The organism is Luteimonas aquatica (assembly GCF_022662575.1).
Classification (GTDB): domain Bacteria; phylum Pseudomonadota; class Gammaproteobacteria; order Xanthomonadales; family Xanthomonadaceae; genus Luteimonas; species Luteimonas aquatica.
Genome location: NZ_JALBFU010000003.1, coordinates 36075 through 52928 on the forward strand (window position 1 = coordinate 36075; position 16854 = coordinate 52928).

At 70.0% G+C, this 16854-nt stretch carries 16 protein-coding genes; 9 read left to right on the forward strand and 7 right to left on the reverse strand.

The window, feature by feature from the left end; all coding sequences use genetic code 11:
• The first annotated feature begins 129 nt into the window (after positions 1 to 129).
• Genes miaB through MD221_RS08980 form a run of 3 tightly spaced genes read left to right on the forward strand, consistent with a single transcriptional unit; the run spans position 130 to position 2278 of the window.
• On the forward strand, positions 130 to 1521 hold the full coding sequence (miaB, locus tag MD221_RS08970; RefSeq protein WP_242110703.1) for a tRNA (N6-isopentenyl adenosine(37)-C2)-methylthiotransferase MiaB: 1392 nt from the start codon (positions 130 to 132) through the stop codon (positions 1519 to 1521).
• Between the two features lie 38 nt (positions 1522 to 1559).
• Positions 1560 to 2012 carry a hypothetical protein gene (locus MD221_RS08975; protein ID WP_242110704.1) on the forward strand — a complete coding sequence of 151 codons (453 nt, stop codon included), beginning with the start codon at positions 1560 to 1562 and terminating at the stop codon, positions 2010 to 2012.
• Positions 2013 to 2056: 44 nt separating this feature from the next.
• Positions 2057 to 2278, forward strand: coding sequence for a hypothetical protein (locus MD221_RS08980; protein ID WP_242110705.1), 222 nt, complete (start codon positions 2057 to 2059; stop codon positions 2276 to 2278).
• A 71-nt stretch (positions 2279 to 2349) separates the two neighbouring features.
• On the opposite strand, the gene MD221_RS08985 is transcribed toward MD221_RS08980, so the two are convergent.
• The 6 genes from MD221_RS08985 to MD221_RS09010 form a co-directional block, all read right to left on the reverse strand.
• Positions 2350 to 3750 (reverse strand): DUF1501 domain-containing protein, encoded by a 1401-nt coding sequence (locus tag MD221_RS08985; protein ID WP_242110706.1) that lies wholly within the window; start codon positions 3748 to 3750, stop codon positions 2350 to 2352.
• A gap of 25 nt (positions 3751 to 3775) precedes the next feature.
• Positions 3776 to 5575, reverse strand: coding sequence for a DUF1800 domain-containing protein (locus MD221_RS08990; protein WP_242110707.1), 1800 nt, complete (start codon positions 5573 to 5575; stop codon positions 3776 to 3778).
• A 92-nt stretch (positions 5576 to 5667) separates the two neighbouring features.
• Positions 5668 to 6801, reverse strand: a complete 1134-nt coding sequence (locus MD221_RS08995) for an ABC transporter permease (RefSeq protein WP_242110708.1) — start codon at positions 6799 to 6801, stop codon at positions 5668 to 5670.
• On the reverse strand, positions 6798 to 7733 hold the full coding sequence (locus tag MD221_RS09000) for an ABC transporter ATP-binding protein (protein ID WP_242111625.1): 936 nt from the start codon (positions 7731 to 7733) through the stop codon (positions 6798 to 6800). Before MD221_RS09000 ends, MD221_RS08995 begins: the two co-directional genes overlap by 4 nt.
• An 88-nt stretch (positions 7734 to 7821) precedes the next feature.
• Positions 7822 to 8778: an HlyD family secretion protein gene (locus MD221_RS09005; RefSeq protein ID WP_242111626.1), complete on the reverse strand. Its 957-nt coding sequence runs from the start codon at positions 8776 to 8778 to the stop codon at positions 7822 to 7824.
• 29 nt (positions 8779 to 8807) lie between these two features.
• Positions 8808 to 9479 carry a TetR/AcrR family transcriptional regulator gene (locus MD221_RS09010; RefSeq protein WP_242110709.1) on the reverse strand — a complete coding sequence of 224 codons (672 nt, stop codon included), beginning with the start codon at positions 9477 to 9479 and terminating at the stop codon, positions 8808 to 8810.
• A 418-nt stretch (positions 9480 to 9897) separates the two neighbouring features.
• Between MD221_RS09010 and MD221_RS09015 the strand changes: the two genes are divergently transcribed.
• From MD221_RS09015 to ybeY, 3 genes are all read left to right on the forward strand, one after another.
• Positions 9898 to 11055, forward strand: coding sequence for a glycoside hydrolase family 183 protein (locus MD221_RS09015; RefSeq protein WP_242110710.1), 1158 nt, complete (start codon positions 9898 to 9900; stop codon positions 11053 to 11055).
• A 104-nt stretch (positions 11056 to 11159) separates the two neighbouring features.
• Positions 11160 to 12152, forward strand: a complete 993-nt coding sequence (locus tag MD221_RS09020) for a PhoH family protein (protein ID WP_242110711.1) — start codon at positions 11160 to 11162, stop codon at positions 12150 to 12152.
• Between the two features lie 180 nt (positions 12153 to 12332).
• Positions 12333 to 12803, forward strand: coding sequence for an rRNA maturation RNase YbeY (ybeY, locus tag MD221_RS09025; protein ID WP_242110712.1), 471 nt, complete (start codon positions 12333 to 12335; stop codon positions 12801 to 12803).
• A 46-nt stretch (positions 12804 to 12849) separates the two neighbouring features.
• Here the strand turns inward: ybeY and MD221_RS09030 are convergent, their stop codons facing one another.
• Positions 12850 to 13344: a hypothetical protein gene (locus MD221_RS09030; RefSeq protein ID WP_242110713.1), complete on the reverse strand. Its 495-nt coding sequence runs from the start codon at positions 13342 to 13344 to the stop codon at positions 12850 to 12852.
• Between the two features lie 262 nt (positions 13345 to 13606).
• On the opposite strand from MD221_RS09030, the gene MD221_RS09035 reads away from it, so the two are divergent.
• The 3 genes from MD221_RS09035 to MD221_RS09045 all read left to right on the forward strand — a co-directional run bounded on the left by MD221_RS09035 (position 13607) and on the right by MD221_RS09045 (position 16789).
• Positions 13607 to 14491 (forward strand): CorC family transporter, encoded by an 885-nt coding sequence (locus MD221_RS09035; RefSeq protein WP_242111627.1) that lies wholly within the window; start codon positions 13607 to 13609, stop codon positions 14489 to 14491.
• 71 nt (positions 14492 to 14562) lie between these two features.
• Positions 14563 to 15747: a lipoprotein N-acyltransferase Lnb domain-containing protein gene (locus MD221_RS09040; protein ID WP_242110714.1), complete on the forward strand. Its 1185-nt coding sequence runs from the start codon at positions 14563 to 14565 to the stop codon at positions 15745 to 15747.
• A gap of 37 nt (positions 15748 to 15784) precedes the next feature.
• Positions 15785 to 16789, forward strand: a complete 1005-nt coding sequence (locus tag MD221_RS09045) for a magnesium and cobalt transport protein CorA (RefSeq protein WP_242110715.1) — start codon at positions 15785 to 15787, stop codon at positions 16787 to 16789.
• Positions 16790 to 16854 lie beyond the last annotated feature (65 nt).

A 16854-nucleotide genomic window follows, 5' to 3' on the forward strand; every position in this document is an offset into this window, starting at 1 on the left:
TCCGGAAAAGGTGCCGGCGGTCGCGGCGGGCGCGCCGACGCGGGTTCAAACCGGGGGGCAAGCCGGGGATAATGGCCGCCCGCTCGCCATCCGGCCCGGAATCACCTCCGCTCCCCGGGAACGCCCATCATGTCCGAATCCCCGCTTCCGGGCGCCGCGCCCGCCCTGCCCGCCAAGGGCAAGCTGTTCATCCAGACCCACGGCTGCCAGATGAACGAGTACGACTCGGCCAAGATGGCCGACGTGCTCGCCGCCAGCGACGGCCTGGAGCTGACCGACAACGTCGAGGAAGCCGACGTGGTCCTGGTCAACACCTGCTCGATCCGCGAGAAGGCGCAGGAGAAGGTGTTCAGCCAGCTCGGCCGCTGGAAGAGCCTCAAGGCCGACGGCAAGCCGGTGATCATCGGCGTCGGCGGCTGCGTCGCCTCGCAGGAAGGCGAGGCCATCGTCAAGCGCGCGCCCTACGTCGACCTGGTGTTCGGCCCGCAGACCCTGCACCGCCTGCCGGAACTGATCCGCGCCCGCCGCGACTCCGGCCGCCCGCAGGTGGACATCAGCTTCCCCGAGATCGAGAAGTTCGACCGCCTGCCCGAGCCGCGCGCCGAGGGGCCGAGCGCCTTCGTCTCGATCATGGAGGGCTGCAGCAAGTACTGCAGCTTCTGCGTGGTGCCCTATACCCGCGGCGAGGAAGTCAGCCGGCCGTTCGAGGACGTGCTGGTCGAGGTGGCGCAGCTCGCCGCCCAGGGCGTGCGCGAGGTCAACCTGCTCGGGCAGAACGTCAATGCCTACCGCGGCCCGATCGCGCCCGCCGAAGACGGCGGCGAGAGCGAGGTCGCCGATCTCGGCCTGCTGATCCGCGCCATCGCCGAGATCGAAGGCATCGGCCGCATCCGCTTCACCACCTCGCATCCGCTGGAGTTCTCCGACTCGCTGATCGAGGCCTACCGCGACGTGCCGCAGCTGGCCAACTACCTGCACCTGCCGGTGCAGGCCGGCAGCGACCGCATCCTGGCGGCGATGAAGCGCGGCTACACCGCGCTGGAGTTCAAGCAGAAGATCCGCAAGCTGCGCGCGGTGCGGCCGGACATCTCGGTCTCCTCCGACTTCATCGTCGGCTTCCCCGGCGAGACCGAGGCCGACTTCGAGAAGACCATGAAGCTGATCGAGGACGTCGGCTTCGACCAGTCCTTCTCCTTCATCTACTCGCGACGCCCGGGCACGCCCGCGGCCGACCTGGAGGACAGCGTCTCCGACGCCGAGAAGCACGCGCGCCTGTCGCGCCTGCAGGCGCACATCAACGCGCATTCGGCCGGCATCTCGCGCGCCATGGTCGGCAGCGTGCAGTCGGTGCTGGTGGAGGGCCCGTCGCGGAAGAACCCGAACGAGCTGACCGGCAAGACCGAGAACATGCGCTCGGTGAACTTCCCCGCCCCGGCGCGGCTGGTCGGCCAGTTCGTCGACGTGGTCATCACCGAGGCGCTCGCCAATTCGTTGCGCGGCCGCGTGGCCGGCGCAGACTGAATGCATTCCCAACCACTCCATTGAATATTCCCGAAAGCATGAGAGCCGAGCTCGCTCGATGGAACAACGGCGCGGGCATCGACCTGGAGGGCTGGACCAATGGCATGGGCAATTACGGCCTGGCTATCGGCTATTTGACCGTTTTCTGGCCAGAGTTCGTCGAATACGACGGCTATATTCTTCGCGAGGGATTCTCCCTCGACGCTTTACGCGCGTTCGAGCGTCAGGAGGGCGCCACCCGCAAGTCGATAGAGTGCGTCATGAACCACCTCCACCTGATCGACATCCATTCACATGACGACGACGAATTCACTGAGGACAAGATCATTGTCCTCGGGCACGCGCTCAAGGAAATTTATCAAGCCAAATTAACGTGCAAGTTCCCGCACGCGCCGTGCATCGTCGAGTTCCGCGAGCCGGAAAACGGCGAAGATTTCTATGGTTTTCAGATTTCGTTCTGGCAAGCAAGCCACGAACCGTCCAGCACCTGACCTATACTCATCCGGCCACTCGCACCGCTTCGACTTTCCAGGCCATGCCGCAATCACCGATTCGCCGTTACGCCCTGGCCATCTGGTTGGCCGGCATTGCGCTGATCGGTGCGATCGAGTTCTACCGCGCCGCTTTTCCCGAAGGCGTCTTTATTGCGACCGCCGGCGCCTGGATATGGCTGGCCGGGAGCAGTGTGACCGGCGGGATTGCCATTGTGCTCGCTCTGCGCGAGCGCCGGGCCACGACCCGGCGCAACTCTTCCTAGCCGTCGAAGCACTCCAACCGCCATTGCTACGAAAACAGCAATGACGAGCACCTGAATCTCAGACAGGCACGCTACCCCATGAAGCCGAGGTTGCGGCTGGCGAAGTTGCCGAGATTGGGAAAGATCAGGCCGAGGTCGCCGTCGGCCACGCCGAACCAGCGCGCCAGCGTCGCCGCGTACTGGTCGACCGAGGTCGTGGGGATGATCTGTCCCCAGCCGGCATCGTCCGGCCCGTCGTTCTGCAGCACCGGCATCCGCCCGTAGAAGCGCCCGCCGCGCACCGCGCCGCCCACCACCAGATGGTGTCCGCCCCAGCCGTGGTCGGAACCGTCGCCGTTGGAGGACAGCGTGCGGCCGAAGTCGGAGGCGGTGAAGGTGGTGACGCTGTCGGCCACGCCGAGTTCGACGGTGGCGTTGTAGAAGGCGGTCAGCGCCTGCGCCACCTCGGCCAGCAGCACCGGCTGCTCGCCGAGCAGCCGGTCGTGATGGTCGAAGCCGCCGATCGAGACGAAATAGATCTGGCGCTTGAGGCCGAGCGTGGCGCGCACCTTGATCAGGCGCGCCACCATGCGCAGCTGCCAGGCCAGGTCGTTGTCCGGAAAGGCGGTGGCCGGCGGCGCGGAGGCTTCCAGCGCGGTGCCGACCGCGTCGGCGTTCTCGCGCGCGCGCCGGAACGAGGCGGCATAGCTGCGCCCGAAGGCGTGGGTCTGCGCTTCGGGCGCCATCAGCGCCAGGAAGGCGCGGCGGCTGTCGCCGTCCCACTCGAAGCGGCTGAAATAGCGCGGCCCGTCGTTGCCGATCACATAGGGATTGCTGTTGGCGGCGCGCTGCAGCACGCTGCCGCCGTTGAGCGCGATGTTCATCGGGATGTAGGCGCCGGGATTGGCGTCCTGCAGCAGGTCGGCAATGCGCCCGCCCCAGCCGAGGTTGCGGCCGTCGTCGGTGCGCGAGACCTGCCAGTACGCCTGCTGGTTGTTGTGCGAGAACAGCTGCGGCGGCAGCGGCGCCGAGCCGTTGCGGTATTCGGCCTTGGTCACCGGGCGGATCAGCGTGCCGACGTTGCCCAGGATCGCCGCCTTGCCGCCGTTGAACAGCCCCTGCAGTCCGGCCATGCCGACCGCGTCGCCCTCGCGGACGGACTTCTGCAGGCCGTAGCTCGCCCCATCCGACGCGCCGCCGCCCGCCAGCGGCGTGAGCGGCAGCAGGTCGGCCTGCGGCACCGCCAGCGTGGCGCGCGCGGCCGCGTACTGGGCGTAGTGCGCCGCATCGCGCGGCACCACCATGTTCAGCGCGTCGTTGCCGCCGAACAGGAACACGCACACGAGCGCCTTGTAGTCATCGAACGCCGCCGGGCCGTAGGCGCGCGCGGCGGCCTCGACCAGGCGCAAGTTGCCCAGCGCCGAGTACAGTCCGGCGCCGCCCAGGCCGGCGCAGATCGCATTGCGCAGGAATTCCCTCCGCCCCATCCTCATCGCCGCATCCTCCCCTTGCCCGCGTTCATTTCTGCACCACGTATTCGGGCGAATTGATGATCAGGTACAGCGCCTCCTGCGCCCGCGCGCGCCGGTCCTCGACGCTGGCGCCGGGCATGCCGTTCAGGCGCTCCAGCAGCGTCTGCCGCATGCCCGCCGACATCTGGCCGGACAGGAACAGCAGGTCGTAGCGGTCGAGCAAGGCGGCCGGATTGGCGGCCAGCGGCGTATCGCGGCCCAGGTCGATGGCGTACTCGTTCGGGCCGACGTCGGGATTGCCGACGTACACCTCGAAGATCTTGTTGCCGAAGTAGCCCTCGGTCGCGGGCATCTGGTAGTCGGTGGCCAATTGCAATTCCGGCGCGGCCAGGCCGAGCTGGGTCGGTTCGCCGGTCGGGCGGTACTCGGGACTGAAGAAGTTGAACACCGAGGGCGCGTACTGCGGCGACTGGCCGAGGTTCATTTCCAGCGTCCAGAACTCGTCCAGGTGCCCGGACTGCGAATGCGCGTTGAGCGCGCGCCACAGGTGCGTGAGCCGCAGCAGCGGCTCGCGCACCTTGCCGAAGTGCGGCGGCTGCGCGGCCGGATCGCGCGCCTCGCGGTCGAGCAGGATCGCCTTGACCACCGCCTTCATGTCGCCGCGCACGCCGGCGCCGTTGTTGTCGAAGGCGGCCGCCACGCGCGCGACGTAGGCCGGGCTGGGATTGCTGGTGACCAGGCGCTGGATCAGCTGCCTGCCGATGAACGGCCCCACGTTGGGATGCCGGAAGAGATTGTCGAGCGCGGCATCGAGGTCGCTTTGCGCGGTGCCGCCCGCGGCCAGCACGCCATTGGGCAGCGCGACGCCGGGATAGACCAGCAGCTGCTTCGCCTGGGCCGAGGCGTGGAAGGCCGCCTGGCTTTCCATCGGACTCACCCAGGCCGGGTCGGCCGAGTCGTAGATGTAGCAGTCGGTGAAGTAGCCCATCGCCTCGCAGCCGTGGAAGGTCCAGCCGGTGAAGACGTGGGCGAAACCCTTGACCGTGTTCTGGTCGTAGGTCGGGATCGGGATGCCGGCGCCATCGCGCATCGGCGTGCCGTCGCGGTTGAGCCGCACCAGGCCGACGCTGAACAGCTGCATCACCTCGCGCGCGTAGTTCTCGTCGGGCCGGATGTTGCGCGCCGCGTCCGGCTTCTGGTTGCCGAGCATCGACAGGAACACGCCCATCACCGGATGCAGGGTGACGTCGCGCAGCAGCGTGCGGTAGTTGCCGAAGGCATCGCGCGCCAGCGTGTCGTAGAAGTCGGTCATGCCGTGCGGCGCATTGCCCAGCTGGTCGGAGGCCGCGTCGGACACCACGAGGATCTCGCTCAGCGCGAAGGCCACGCGCTGGCGCAGCTGGTCCTTGTGCACGAAGGCGGGATCGAAGGGATCCTGGCCGCCGACCGCATTGAGGAACCAGGCGTCCACGCGCCAGTCGCGCTGGGTGTCGGCGCCGGCCTCCTTGAGGAACTTCAGCTGCGAGGACGCCGGCTGCGCGAACTGGTCGTCGATCCAGCCGGCATAGCCGAGCTGGCGCACGCGGGCGATCTCCTCCAGCGTGGTGCCGAAGGTCGCCTGTGCCAGGAAGCGGGCCGCGTCGGCGTCGCCGAGCGCCAGGCGCCGCGGCGGCAGCGGCCGCGACATCGGCGGCGCAGTGGGAACCGCCGGCACCGTCGCCGACGACGCGGGCGCGGCCGACGGCTGCGGCCGGCGAACGTCCTCGCGGACGCAAAGCAGCACGAACACGAACAACAGCGGGGCCTGCCACCAGGCCAGCCCCGACCACCACCCCCACAGCCTCATCGCCGCGCTCTCCCCTGGCGTCCGGCGTGCAATCTAGCCCGCGGCCGGAACGGCGACCGTGATTGCCGGCACAGCGAATGCGGACGGCCTGCTCAGTCCAGGCGTTTGCGGAAACGCAGGATCGCCAGCGCCATCATCGCCGCGGTGAAGGCGAGCAGCGCCAGCACGTCGGGCCAGAGCTCGAACAGGCCGGCACCGCGCAGCATGATGCCGCGGATCAGGCGCAGGAAATGCGTCAGCGGCAGCAGCTCGGCCAGCCACTGCACCACGCGCGGCATGCCGGCGAAGGGGAACATGAAGCCCGAGAGCAGGATCGAGGGCAGGAAGACGAAGAAGGTCATCTGCATCGCCTGGAACTGCGACTGCGCGCGCGTGCTGATCAGCAGCCCCATGGTGAGGTTGGCCAGGATCAGCAGCACCGCCGCCAGGTAGACGTCCAGCACGCTGCCGCGGATCGGCACCTGGAACAGCCACATGCCCAGCAGCAGGATCACGCTGGTCTGCACCAGGCCGATCACCGCGTAGGGCAGCACCTTGCCGATCATCAGCTCGGCGCTGGTGACGGGGGTGGCGATCAGCAGTTCCATGTTGCCGCGTTCGCGCTCGCGCACGATCGCCACGCCGGTGAACAGCACCATGGTCATGGTCAGGATCACGCCGATCAGGCCGGGCACGATGTTCACCGCCGAGCGCCGCTCCGGGTTGTAGAAGCTGACCACGCTGATCTGCCCGCCGGCCGGCTGGCCGCTGCCGGCCTGGGCGGCGCCGGCGCGCGGCGAGATCAGGTTGGTCGCCGGCGTGGCGTCGAGCGGCGTCTGCGCCAGCTGGATCGCCGCGCTCTGCACCACCGTGTCGCTGCCGTCCACCAGCACCTGCACCGCTTCGCGACCGTCCTGGCGGCGGCGCTCGAAATCCGGCGGGATCACCACGCCGACGCTGATCTCGCCGCGGCGCAGCCGCTGCATCAATTGCTGCGGCGAGGTGGCGCTGACCCCGGGCGCGATGACCCCGGTGGCGACCATGTCCATCACCAGCGCGCGCGAGGCCGCCGTGTTGGCCTGGTCGGCCACGCCGGCCGACAGGCCGCGCAGGTTGAGGTTGATGGCGTAGCCGAACAGCACCAGCTGCATCACCGGGATGCCGACGATCATCGCCAGGGTGATGCGGTCGCGGCGCATCTGCCGGACCTCCTTCAGCATGATGGCCAGCAGCCGGCGCAGCCTCATGCCCGCGCCTCCGGCCGCGTGTCCTCGCCCTCGCCCCGCGTGGCCGAGACGAACACGTCTTCCAGGTTCGGCGCTTCCGCCTCCACCTCCGCCTGCAGGCCGGCCTCGGCCAGCGCCGCACGCAGGCGCCCGGTCGCGTCGCCGCCGTGCTCGGAGAGCACGCGCAGGCTGTTGCCGATCTGCGCCACGCTGAGTACGCCCGGCACCGCGACCAGCGCCTGCTGCGCGTTGCGCGGCTGCGCGGCGTGCACCACCGCGGTGCGGCCGGCGAGCGCGCGGGTGAGTTCGCCCGGCGTGCCGTCGGCCACCAGCACACCGCGGTCGAGGATCGCCAGGCGGTGGCAGCGCTCGGCCTCGTCCATGTAGTGGGTGGACACCAGGATGGTGGTGCCGCCATCGGCCAGGTCGAAGAGCTTTTCCCAGAAGTCGCGACGCGACTCCGGATCGACCGCGCTGGTCGGCTCGTCCAGGAACAGCAGTTCCGGCCGGTGGATCACCGCCCCGGCCAGCGCCAGGCGCTGCTTCTGCCCGCCGCTCATGGTGCCGGCGAGCTGCTTCTGCCGGTCCTGGAAGCGGTACTGCACGAGCAGCTCGTCGATGCGGCGGGCGGCTTGGGCCTTCGGCAGCTCCTGCACGGCGGCGAGGAATTCCAGGTTCTCGCGCACGCTCAGGTCCTCGAACAGCGAGAACTTCTGCGTCATGTAGCCGATGCGGCGGCGCAGCGCCTCCGCCTGCTCGGGGATGCGCAGGCCGAGCACCTCGATCTCGCCCTCGCTGGGCGTGAGCAGGCCGCACAGCATGCGGATGGTGGTCGACTTGCCCGAGCCGTTGGGGCCGAGGAACCCGTAGACGTGCGCCCTGGGCACGGTCAGCGTGACGCGGTCCACCGCCACCAGGGCGCCGAAACGCTTGGTCAGCCCGCGCGCACGGATGGCGGCATCGTCGCTCATCGGCGCGGCACCGGCGCCCTGCCCGGTGCATCGCGGCATGCGCGAGCGCGCGAGGCTGGCACTGCGATGCTCATCGCGCCGCATCCGCGGCGAACTCGACCCGCACCGGCAATCCGGGCGGCAATTCCCCGGCGCTCTTGTCGAGCTCGATCTCGGCCAGCCAACTCAACCGCGATGCGTCCTCGCCGGACAGGGCGTAGTACGGCGTGAAGCTGGGATCGCTGCGGATCATCCGTACCCGCCCGGCCAGCGCGCCCTCGCGCCCGTCGACGAACACGCGCGCGGCCTGCCCGACGCGCACGCCGGCGCGGATCGGCTCGGGCACGTAGACGCGCGCATAGGGCGTTGCGCCGACCAGCATCACCACCAGCGGCGCGCCCAGCGGCGCCTGGTCGCCGAGCTTGTAGGGGATGGTATCGATGCGTCCCTCGCGCGGCGCGAGCAGGTCGAGCTTGCCCAGCGTCACCGCCTGTGCGCGCGCCTGCGCCTCGGCCGCGGCCAGCGCCGATTCGCCTTGCGCGATCTGCTCATCGCGCGTGCCGCGCTCGAGTTCCAGCAAGGCCGCCTGCGCCGCCTGCACCTGCGCCCGGGTGTTGCCGGCATTGGCGCGGGCACGGTCGACGTCGGCGGCGGCCACCAGCCGCTGCCGCCCGAGCGGCTGCAGGCGCGCGTAGTACGCCTGCGCGTCGCGGGCCTGCGCCTGGGCGGCCGCCAGGTTGGCGCGGGCCTGGGCGATGTCCTCGTTGCGCGGCCCGGCCTTCAGCTCCCGCAGCCGTTCGCGGGCCTGCAGCGCCTGCGCCTGCGCCGCAGCCAGCTGCGACTGCGTCAATGCCAGCTCCAGCTGCATCAGCGGTTGCCCGGCGCGCACGCGCTCGCCTTCGCGCACGTCGATGCGGGCGATGCGCTCGGAAGCCGGCGCCGGCAGGGTGACGCGGTCGTATTCAAGGGTTCCCAGCGCCTGCGGCGCGTCGTCGGCGCAGGCCACCAGCGCGAGCGTCAGCAGGGCGGCGGCCGCGATCCGCGGCATCGGGGACACGGCAGGTTTCGCGCAAGCGGTCATGACTTCAGCTCCAGGCCGCGATCGAGCAGTGCGATCGCGTGGCTTCGGACATCGTCGAGATCGAGATCGTCGGCGGCGAAGAGGCTGCGCCAGATCGGCGCCCCGGCGGCGGGAAACAACGTCAGGCCGACCAGCGAGGTCATCAGCAGGCGCGGATCGAGCCCGGGATTGAGTTCGCCGCGCGCCTGCGCCGCGGCGAAGCGCGCGACAATCGTGCGCGCCAAGTCGGGCGCGACCCGCATGACCAGCAGATCGCGCAGCGCCCCGCCCTCGCACAGGACTTCCCGCACCCACAGCTGCGGCCACCAGGGATTGCGCTGCATCACCTCGGTGACGCCGCAGACGAATCCGGCCACGGTCGCGGCGATGTCCTCGCCCGCCGCGAACACGCGCGCACGCACGCCCTGAAGCGCCGGCAGCATGCGTTCGGCCACCAGCGCCTCCACCAGCGCCGCCTTGTCGCCGAAATAGTAGTGCAGCAGCGCCGGCGTGACCTTGGCCTCGCCCGCGACGTCGCGCAGCGAGGTGGCGGCGATGCCGCGGCGGACGAAACAGGCCAGGGCGGCGTCGAGCAGATGGTCGCGGGAGACCGGCGCCGCCCCTTTCGGACGCCCCGGCGAGCGCTTCTTGACGACGGGGGGCGCGGCCTTCTTCGCGGGCGCCGGCACGGGCGCGGCGGCGGGAGATGCGCCGGCGCGCTTGCGGGAACGGGGGGGCTGGGTCGGCATAGCCTGAATATTAATTCAATGATTAATTAAATTTCAAGCCCTTCCTCCGGCGATCCCGCCTTCAGTCGTCCGGTCGCCCAATCATCCAGTCACCGGCCGATCGCGCCCGACAAACGCCGTGCGCGCCGTTCCGCGCCGGCAGGCGCATCGTGCGGTCCCGGGCTTTGTGGTCAGCCGATTCGCAAATCGGCACGGCGGCAGGACAGCTTCCCGCGCAACGATCGGAAGCGAAAAAGCGCATGCCGTTTCTCTCGGCGCCTTCACTTCCCCGGTGTTATCGATAACCCGCACCGCAATGCCCGGCGCGCGCGGCGTGCGGCCTTCGCCCTCCGGCGCGCCCTTCCCAAGGAGCCCGTTCATGACATCGCAGCCGCATCGCCCTTCCGGCCCGATCCTTCCGCCCGAACGCGAGCTGATCGATCCCTCGCGCCGCAGCTTCCTCGGCTCCGCCCTGGCCGCCGGCGCGGCCGGTGCGCTGGCGGGCTGGGCGCCCGCGAGCGCGGCCGCGCAGGCCACTACGCGGGTCGTGGCCAAGCTCACCGGCCCGCAGTCCTGGAACGACAAATGGGCGCTGGTCGGCACCGACCTCGGCGTGATGTGGGACGACATGCGCGGCAACGTGCTGTTCGCCTTCGGCGACACCGCCAACACCATCAATCCCAACGGCGGCCCCGGCAACTTCCAGGCCAAGAACGCGCTGGTGCGCAGCCGCGCCAACTTCAACGACATGCGCAACGGCATCATCTTCGATTCCGGCGTGCGCGATCAGTGGGGCAACGTGCGCACCCTCATGCAGCCGAACCAGCCGAGCTGGTCGTGGATCCCCACCTCGGGCTTCGCCGCCGGAGTCGGCCCGACATCGCGCCAGATCATGAGCTTCATGCAGGTCTACGACTGGAACGACGACGGCGGCTGGAGCTGGAAGACCGACCACAGCGGCCTGGCCTGGTCGGACGACGACGGCGAGAACTGGCAATGGATGCAGGGCGCCGCCTGGCCCAACAACCCCGACCGCTCCGACGTGTTCCAGGTGATGGCGCTGGCGCCCGACAACGACGGCTGGGTCTACGTGGGCGGCACCCAGAACGGGCGCCGCAACGACGGCCTGCACATGGCGCGCGTGCGCATCGACCGCATGCACGACCGCACCCAGTACCAGTACTGGGACGGCCGTGAATACCGCGCCGGCGCGCCGGCGGTGTCGATCGTGCCCGGCCCGGTCGGCGAGCCGAACCTGCACAAGTTCGGGGCGCTGTGGCTGCTCACCTACATCAACGTCTTCGCCAACTTCATCGGCGCGATCCAGCTGCGCACCGCGCCGCGGCCGGAGGGCCCCTGGTCGGCGCCGCTCGACCTGATCGGGCCGATGCAGATCCCCGGCATGTACGGCGGCTTCATGCACCCCTGGAGCGGCGGCAACACGCTCTACACCACGGTCTCGCGCTGGAACCCCTACTGCGTGTACCTGTGCGAGCACATCCTGCCCTTCAACATGAACACCGGGCCCGGGCTCTGAGCCCGCGTTCGAGTCGCCGCCCGCCGCCGCTCGACCGCGCCGCGCGCAGGGACGGACGAGGGCGTAGTCTTGATCTTCCGCAAGACGCGCCCCACATCCCCGCGATGACCCAGCAGCAACGCGACTTCACCCTCGACCCCGCCGACACCGAGCGCCTGGCCAATCTGGCCGGGCCGTTCGACGGGCATCTGCGCCAGATCGAACTGCGGCTGGGCGTGGAGATCGCCAACCGCGGCAACGTCTTCCGCGTGACCGGCGCCGACGCCGACGCCGTCGACCGCGCCGAGAAAGTGCTGCGCGCGCTGTACGCCGAAGCCGGCGAGGAAACCTTCGACGGACAGGGCATCAACCTGCGCCTGAGCGCCATCGCCGGCGCCGGCCGTGACGCCGCCGATCCCGACTACGCGCCGCAGGACGTGGCGATCCGCGTCAAGCGCGGCACCATCCGCGGGCGCGGGCCCAACCAGCAGAAATACCTGCACGCCATCGCCACGCACGACATCAACTTCGGCGTCGGCCCGGCCGGCACCGGCAAGACCTTCCTTGCCGTGGCCAGCGCGGTCGAGGCCCTGAACGAGTCGCGGGTGCAGCGCCTGATCCTGGTGCGGCCGGCGGTGGAGGCGGGCGAAAAGCTCGGCTTCCTGCCCGGCGACCTGTCGCAGAAGGTCGATCCCTACCTGCGCCCGCTCTACGACGCCCTCTACGAGATGATGGGCGTGGAGAAGGTGCTGAAGCTGCTGGAGAAATCGGTGATCGAGATCGCGCCGCTGGCCTACATGCGCGGACGCACGCTCAACGACGCCTACGTGATCCTGGACGAGGCGCAGAACACCACCATCGAGCAGATGAAGATGTTCCTCACCCGCCTGGGCTTCGGCAGCACGGCGGTGGTCACCGGCGACCTCACCCAGATCGACCTGCCCAAGCACGTCAAATCGGGATTGCGCGATGCCGTGGAGGTGCTGCGCGACGTCGACGGCGTCAGCTTCACCTTCTTCGAGGCCCGCGACGTGGTGCGCCACCCGCTGGTCGCGCGCATCGTCTCGGCCTACGACCGGCGCGACGCCAGCGATGCGGCCAGCGGGCCGTCGGCGTGACCGGCCGCATCGCCCGGGCATCGCCGCGGCTTTCGCCGGCGTTCCCGCCGACGCGCGCCTGAGCCCGGCGTCGCGGACGGATCACGGCACCCGCGTGCGTCCGGGTGTATCGTCCGCCCGTCGGTCGCGCGATACTCTGGACTTCGCTTTTCCTTTTCCGCCTTCGCCATCGCCATCGCAATGACCAAAGGCCCTGTCCGCCTGGAAGTATCCGTCGGCTACGCCCTGCCCCGCGCCGGCCTGCCGGCGGCGGTGAGTTTCCGCCGCTGGGTCGCCGCGGCGCTGGCCGGGCGCATCCGCGAAGCCGATCTGGCCATCCGGCTGGTCGACGCGAAGGAAGGCCGGGCGCTCAATCGCCACTATCGCGGCAAGGACTACGCCACCAATGTGCTCAGCTTCCCGGCCGAGCTGCCCGAAGGGGTCAAGCTGCCCCTGCTCGGCGACCTGGTGCTGTGCGCGCCGGTGATCGCCCGCGAGGCGCGCGAGCAGAAGAAGCCGCTGGCCGCGCACTACGCCCATCTCACCGTGCACGGCACCCTGCACCTGCTCGGCTGGAACCACGAGGACGCGCGCGAGGCCGAATGCATGGAGGCGCTCGAACGCGAGATCCTCGCCACGCTCGGCATCGCCGATCCCTATCTCGTTCCCTGAGCGCGGCGACCGGCGCGCGGCGCCGACGCCATGCGGCCAGGCCCGCCTACAGGCAATCGATCAGCCCGTCGTAGAGCGAACGCGTCGAGCCCGGCAGCGGCGCGTCCATCGGCGCGCCGCCCTGCAGCGCGCGCAGCAAGGCGTGGATGCCGGTGCCCGGCGCCAGCGGCGCCTGGCAGCTCCAGAAGCCCTTGTCCACGGCGATGGCGCCGCTGGCCGGATCGATCTCCTCGTTGCTCGCCGCGAACACCCACACGCAGCCGCCGATGCGGCCGCGGTCGCGCAGCACCGAGCAGCGGAAGCCCAGCGATTCGATGTTGCCGTATTCGCCTTCGCAGAAGGTATCGCCGCAGATGTCGTCGAAATTGCGTTTCAGGTTGCGGCGCAGCGTGTCCCAGGCTTCCAGCTCGGCATCCGAGCGCAGGTAGTCGATGGCGTCGACATAGACGGCGGCGAGCGGCGCGGCGCGCGCCAGGGCGGACGTGCAGGCGCCGGCCGACAATACGAGGGCGGCGGAAAGGCATAGCGCACGAGCGAACATGAGGCCTCCTTGGGGCGCATCGCCCGCGTATCGCGGGCAAGCCCACTCTGCCCGGCACGCGGCGCGGCGTTCATCGCCGCGCGGCCCGGCCGCGCGTAGGCCGCGCCAGCATGGCCCTGTCGGATTTTCCCGCAGCCGGGCAAAAAGCCTTGGCTTTCAAGGCGATCCGCGCCAACGGCCGCGCCGCCGCGGCCCGCCGGCCATGGCCGGCCGCATCGGTTAAACTGGCGCCAAGGCCCTCCCGGGCACCGATATGACCGCAATGTCTGAGGACGACAGTAGTACCCCCTCTCCCGATGTCCCGGAAAAACGGGACGCACCCGAAAAAAGACGTGGCTGGCTGGACCGCATCGGCTCCATGCTCTCGGGCGAGCCCTCCACCCGCGAAGACCTGGTCGAGCTGCTGCGCGACGTGCAGGCCGACGGCCTGATCGCCGCCGACACCCTGCGCATGATGGAAGGCGCGCTCAACGTCTCCGACCTGGCCGTGGGCGACGTGATGGTCTCGCGCGCGCAGATGGTCGCGCTGCCGGCGGACGGCAAGTTCCTCGATCTGATGAAGCAGGTGGTCGAATCCGGCCACTCGCGCTTTCCGGTGCACGGCGAGGACAAGGACGAGATCCTCGGCATCCTGCTGGCCAAGGACCTGCTGCGCGGCGTGGTCGCCGACAACGGCCCGGGCACCATCCGCGAACTGCTGCGGCCGGCGGTGCTGATCCCGGAGAGCAAGCGCCTGGACGTGCTGCTGCGCGAGTTCCGCCAGTCGCGCAACCACATGGCGATCGTGATCGACGAGTACGGCGGCGTCGCCGGCCTGGTCACGATCGAGGACGTGCTGGAGCAGATCGTCGGCGAGATCGACGACGAGCACGACGACGCCGAGGACCCGGACGCGCTGATCGCCGCCCAGGCCGACGGCCAGTACGTGGTCAACGCGCTCACCCCGATCGCCGACTTCAACGAGCGCTTCGGCGCCGACTTCGACGACGACGAGTACGACACCATCGGCGGCCTGGTCACCGCGGCCATCGGCCACCTGCCCGAGGCCGGCGAGGAGCTCACCCTCGGCCGCTTCGGCTTCCGCGTCGCCCGCGCCGACGCCCGCCGCCTGCACGCGCTGCACGTCAGCGTCCTGGGCGACAATTGAGCTCCCGGGCCCGCGCCGCGGGCCTCCCGCTTCAGTCCCCGCCGCGCCGCGGCGGGGCATGAGACAGACGCATGCCACGACCGACGAGCCCGCCGAAACTCTCGCTCATCCTCCTGCTCGCGCTCGCGCTGCTGTGCCTGCCGCTGCTGGGCAACGCCGCCACCCGCGTCGGCGTGCTGACCATGCAGCCGGGCAGCATCTTCTTCGAGCGCTTCGGCCACGACGCGCTGGTCGTCGACGACCCGGCCAGGGGCGAACCGGTCTCCTACAACTACGGTTTCTTCGACCCCGGCGAACCCGGCTTCATCGGCAACTTCGTCCACGGCGTGATGATGTACCAGCTGGTGGCGCTGCCGCTGTCGGAGGACCTGCGCTACTACCAGGAGACCGGGCGCGGCGTGTCGATCCAGTGGCTCGACCTGAGCGAGGCGGAGGCCGAGCGGCTGGCCGCCGCCCTGGCGCACAACGCGCGTCCCGAGAACGCGCGCTATCGCTACGAATATTTCACCGACAACTGCGCCACGCGCGTGCGCGATGCCATCGACACTGCGCTGAACGGCGCGCTCAAGCGCCAGCTGGAGGGCCGCTCGCACGGCAACACCTACCGCGGCGAGTCGGTGCGGCTGGCCTCGCCGGCCTGGTGGATGTGGCTGGGTTTCGACATCGGCCTGGGGCCGGCCGCCGACCGCCCGCTGTCGGTGTGGGAGGAATCGTTCGTGCCGATGCGCCTTGCCGACGCCCTGCGCGAGGTCAACGGCAGCCACGGCCGTCCGCTGGTCGGCGCCGAGCAGCGCCTGCTGCCGCACCGCATCGCGCCGGAGCCGGCGGACTTCCGCCTGCCCTGGTGGCCATGGCTGCTGTGCGGGGCGCTGATCGGTTTCGTCGCGGTCCGCGCCGCCCGGCATCGCCCGCGCGCGGTGGCCGCCGCGGCGCTGCCGTTCTGGGCGCTGTGCGTCGTGCTCGGCGCGCTGATGGCATTCATCTGGGTGTTCACCGAGCACCGGTTCGGCTGGAGCAACCACAACCTGCTGCTGCTCAATCCGCTCTGCCTGCTGCTATTGCCCGGCGGCTGGCGCATCGCGCGCGGGCGCGAAGGCGGTCGCGGCTTCGGCCGCTGGCTCGGCGTGGTCCTCGCCTGCGCCGTGGCGGCGCTGTTCCTGCTGTGGATTCCGCTCGCGCCGCAGCGCAACGCGCACTGGCTGGCGCTGCTGCTGCCGATCCACTACGGCCTGTTCCTCGCGCTGCGCCGCCGCTGACTTGCGGACCCGCCCGCGCGGGGCGCACGATGGCCGCATGAACGACGCCGCACACGTCCCGCCCCGTCCCGCCTGCGTGGTGAACTGCTCGCTCTACGGCAAGCAGGGCAAGCTGCGCGATATCTCCCTGGACGAGATCAGCGACGTCCTGGCGACCGACGACGAGACCTTCGTCTGGGTCGGCCTGTACGAGCCCGAGGACGCCGTCCTGGAAAAGCTGCAGGAGGAATTCAACCTCCACGACCTCGCCATCGAGGACGCGCAGAAAGCCCACCAGCGCCCCAAGGTCGAGTCCTACGGCGATTCGATGTTCGTCGCGGTCAATACCGCGCAGGTGATCGACGAGCGCATCCGCTACGGCGAGACCCATGCCTTCCTCGGCCAGCGCTACCTGGTCACGGTGCGCCACGGCGCGTCCTTGTCGTACAAGCCCGTGCGCGCGCGCCTGGAGCGCGAGCCGGAATTCCTGGAAATGGGGCCTTCCTACGCCCTTTACGCGGTGCTCGACGCCGTCGTCGACAACTACCTGCCGATCGTCGACGAGTTCAAGGACACGCTGGTGACGCTGGAGCAGGACGTGTTCACCGAGACCTTCCGCCGCGGCATCCTGCGCCGGCTGTACGACCTCAAGCGCGAGCTCACCTACATGCGCGTGGCGGTGACGCCGCTGCAGGACGTGCTGTCGCAGCTGGTGCGCACAAACAGCCCGCTGGTGCCGGGCGAGGTGCACCTGTACTTCCGCGACGTGCTCGACCATTCGGTGCGCATCAACGAGACCATCGACGCGCTGCGCGACATGCTGGGCACCGCGCTGGGGGTCAACCAGGCGCTGGTGACGCTGGCGCAGGGCGAGGTGGTCAAGCGCCTGGCCGGCTGGGCCGCGCTGCTGGCCGCGCCGACCCTGGTCGCCAGCTGGTACGGCATGAACTTCAAGCACATGCCCGAGCTGGGCGGGCGCTACAGCTACTACATCCTGATCGGCGCGCTGGCCCTGGGCTGCTTCGGCCTGTACCGCTATCTCAAGCACGTCCGCTGGCTGTGAGCGGGGCACGCGGCCGCCCCGCGGCGGCCGCGCCTACAACCAAAGTCTTAAGCCCGGAGCCTGCC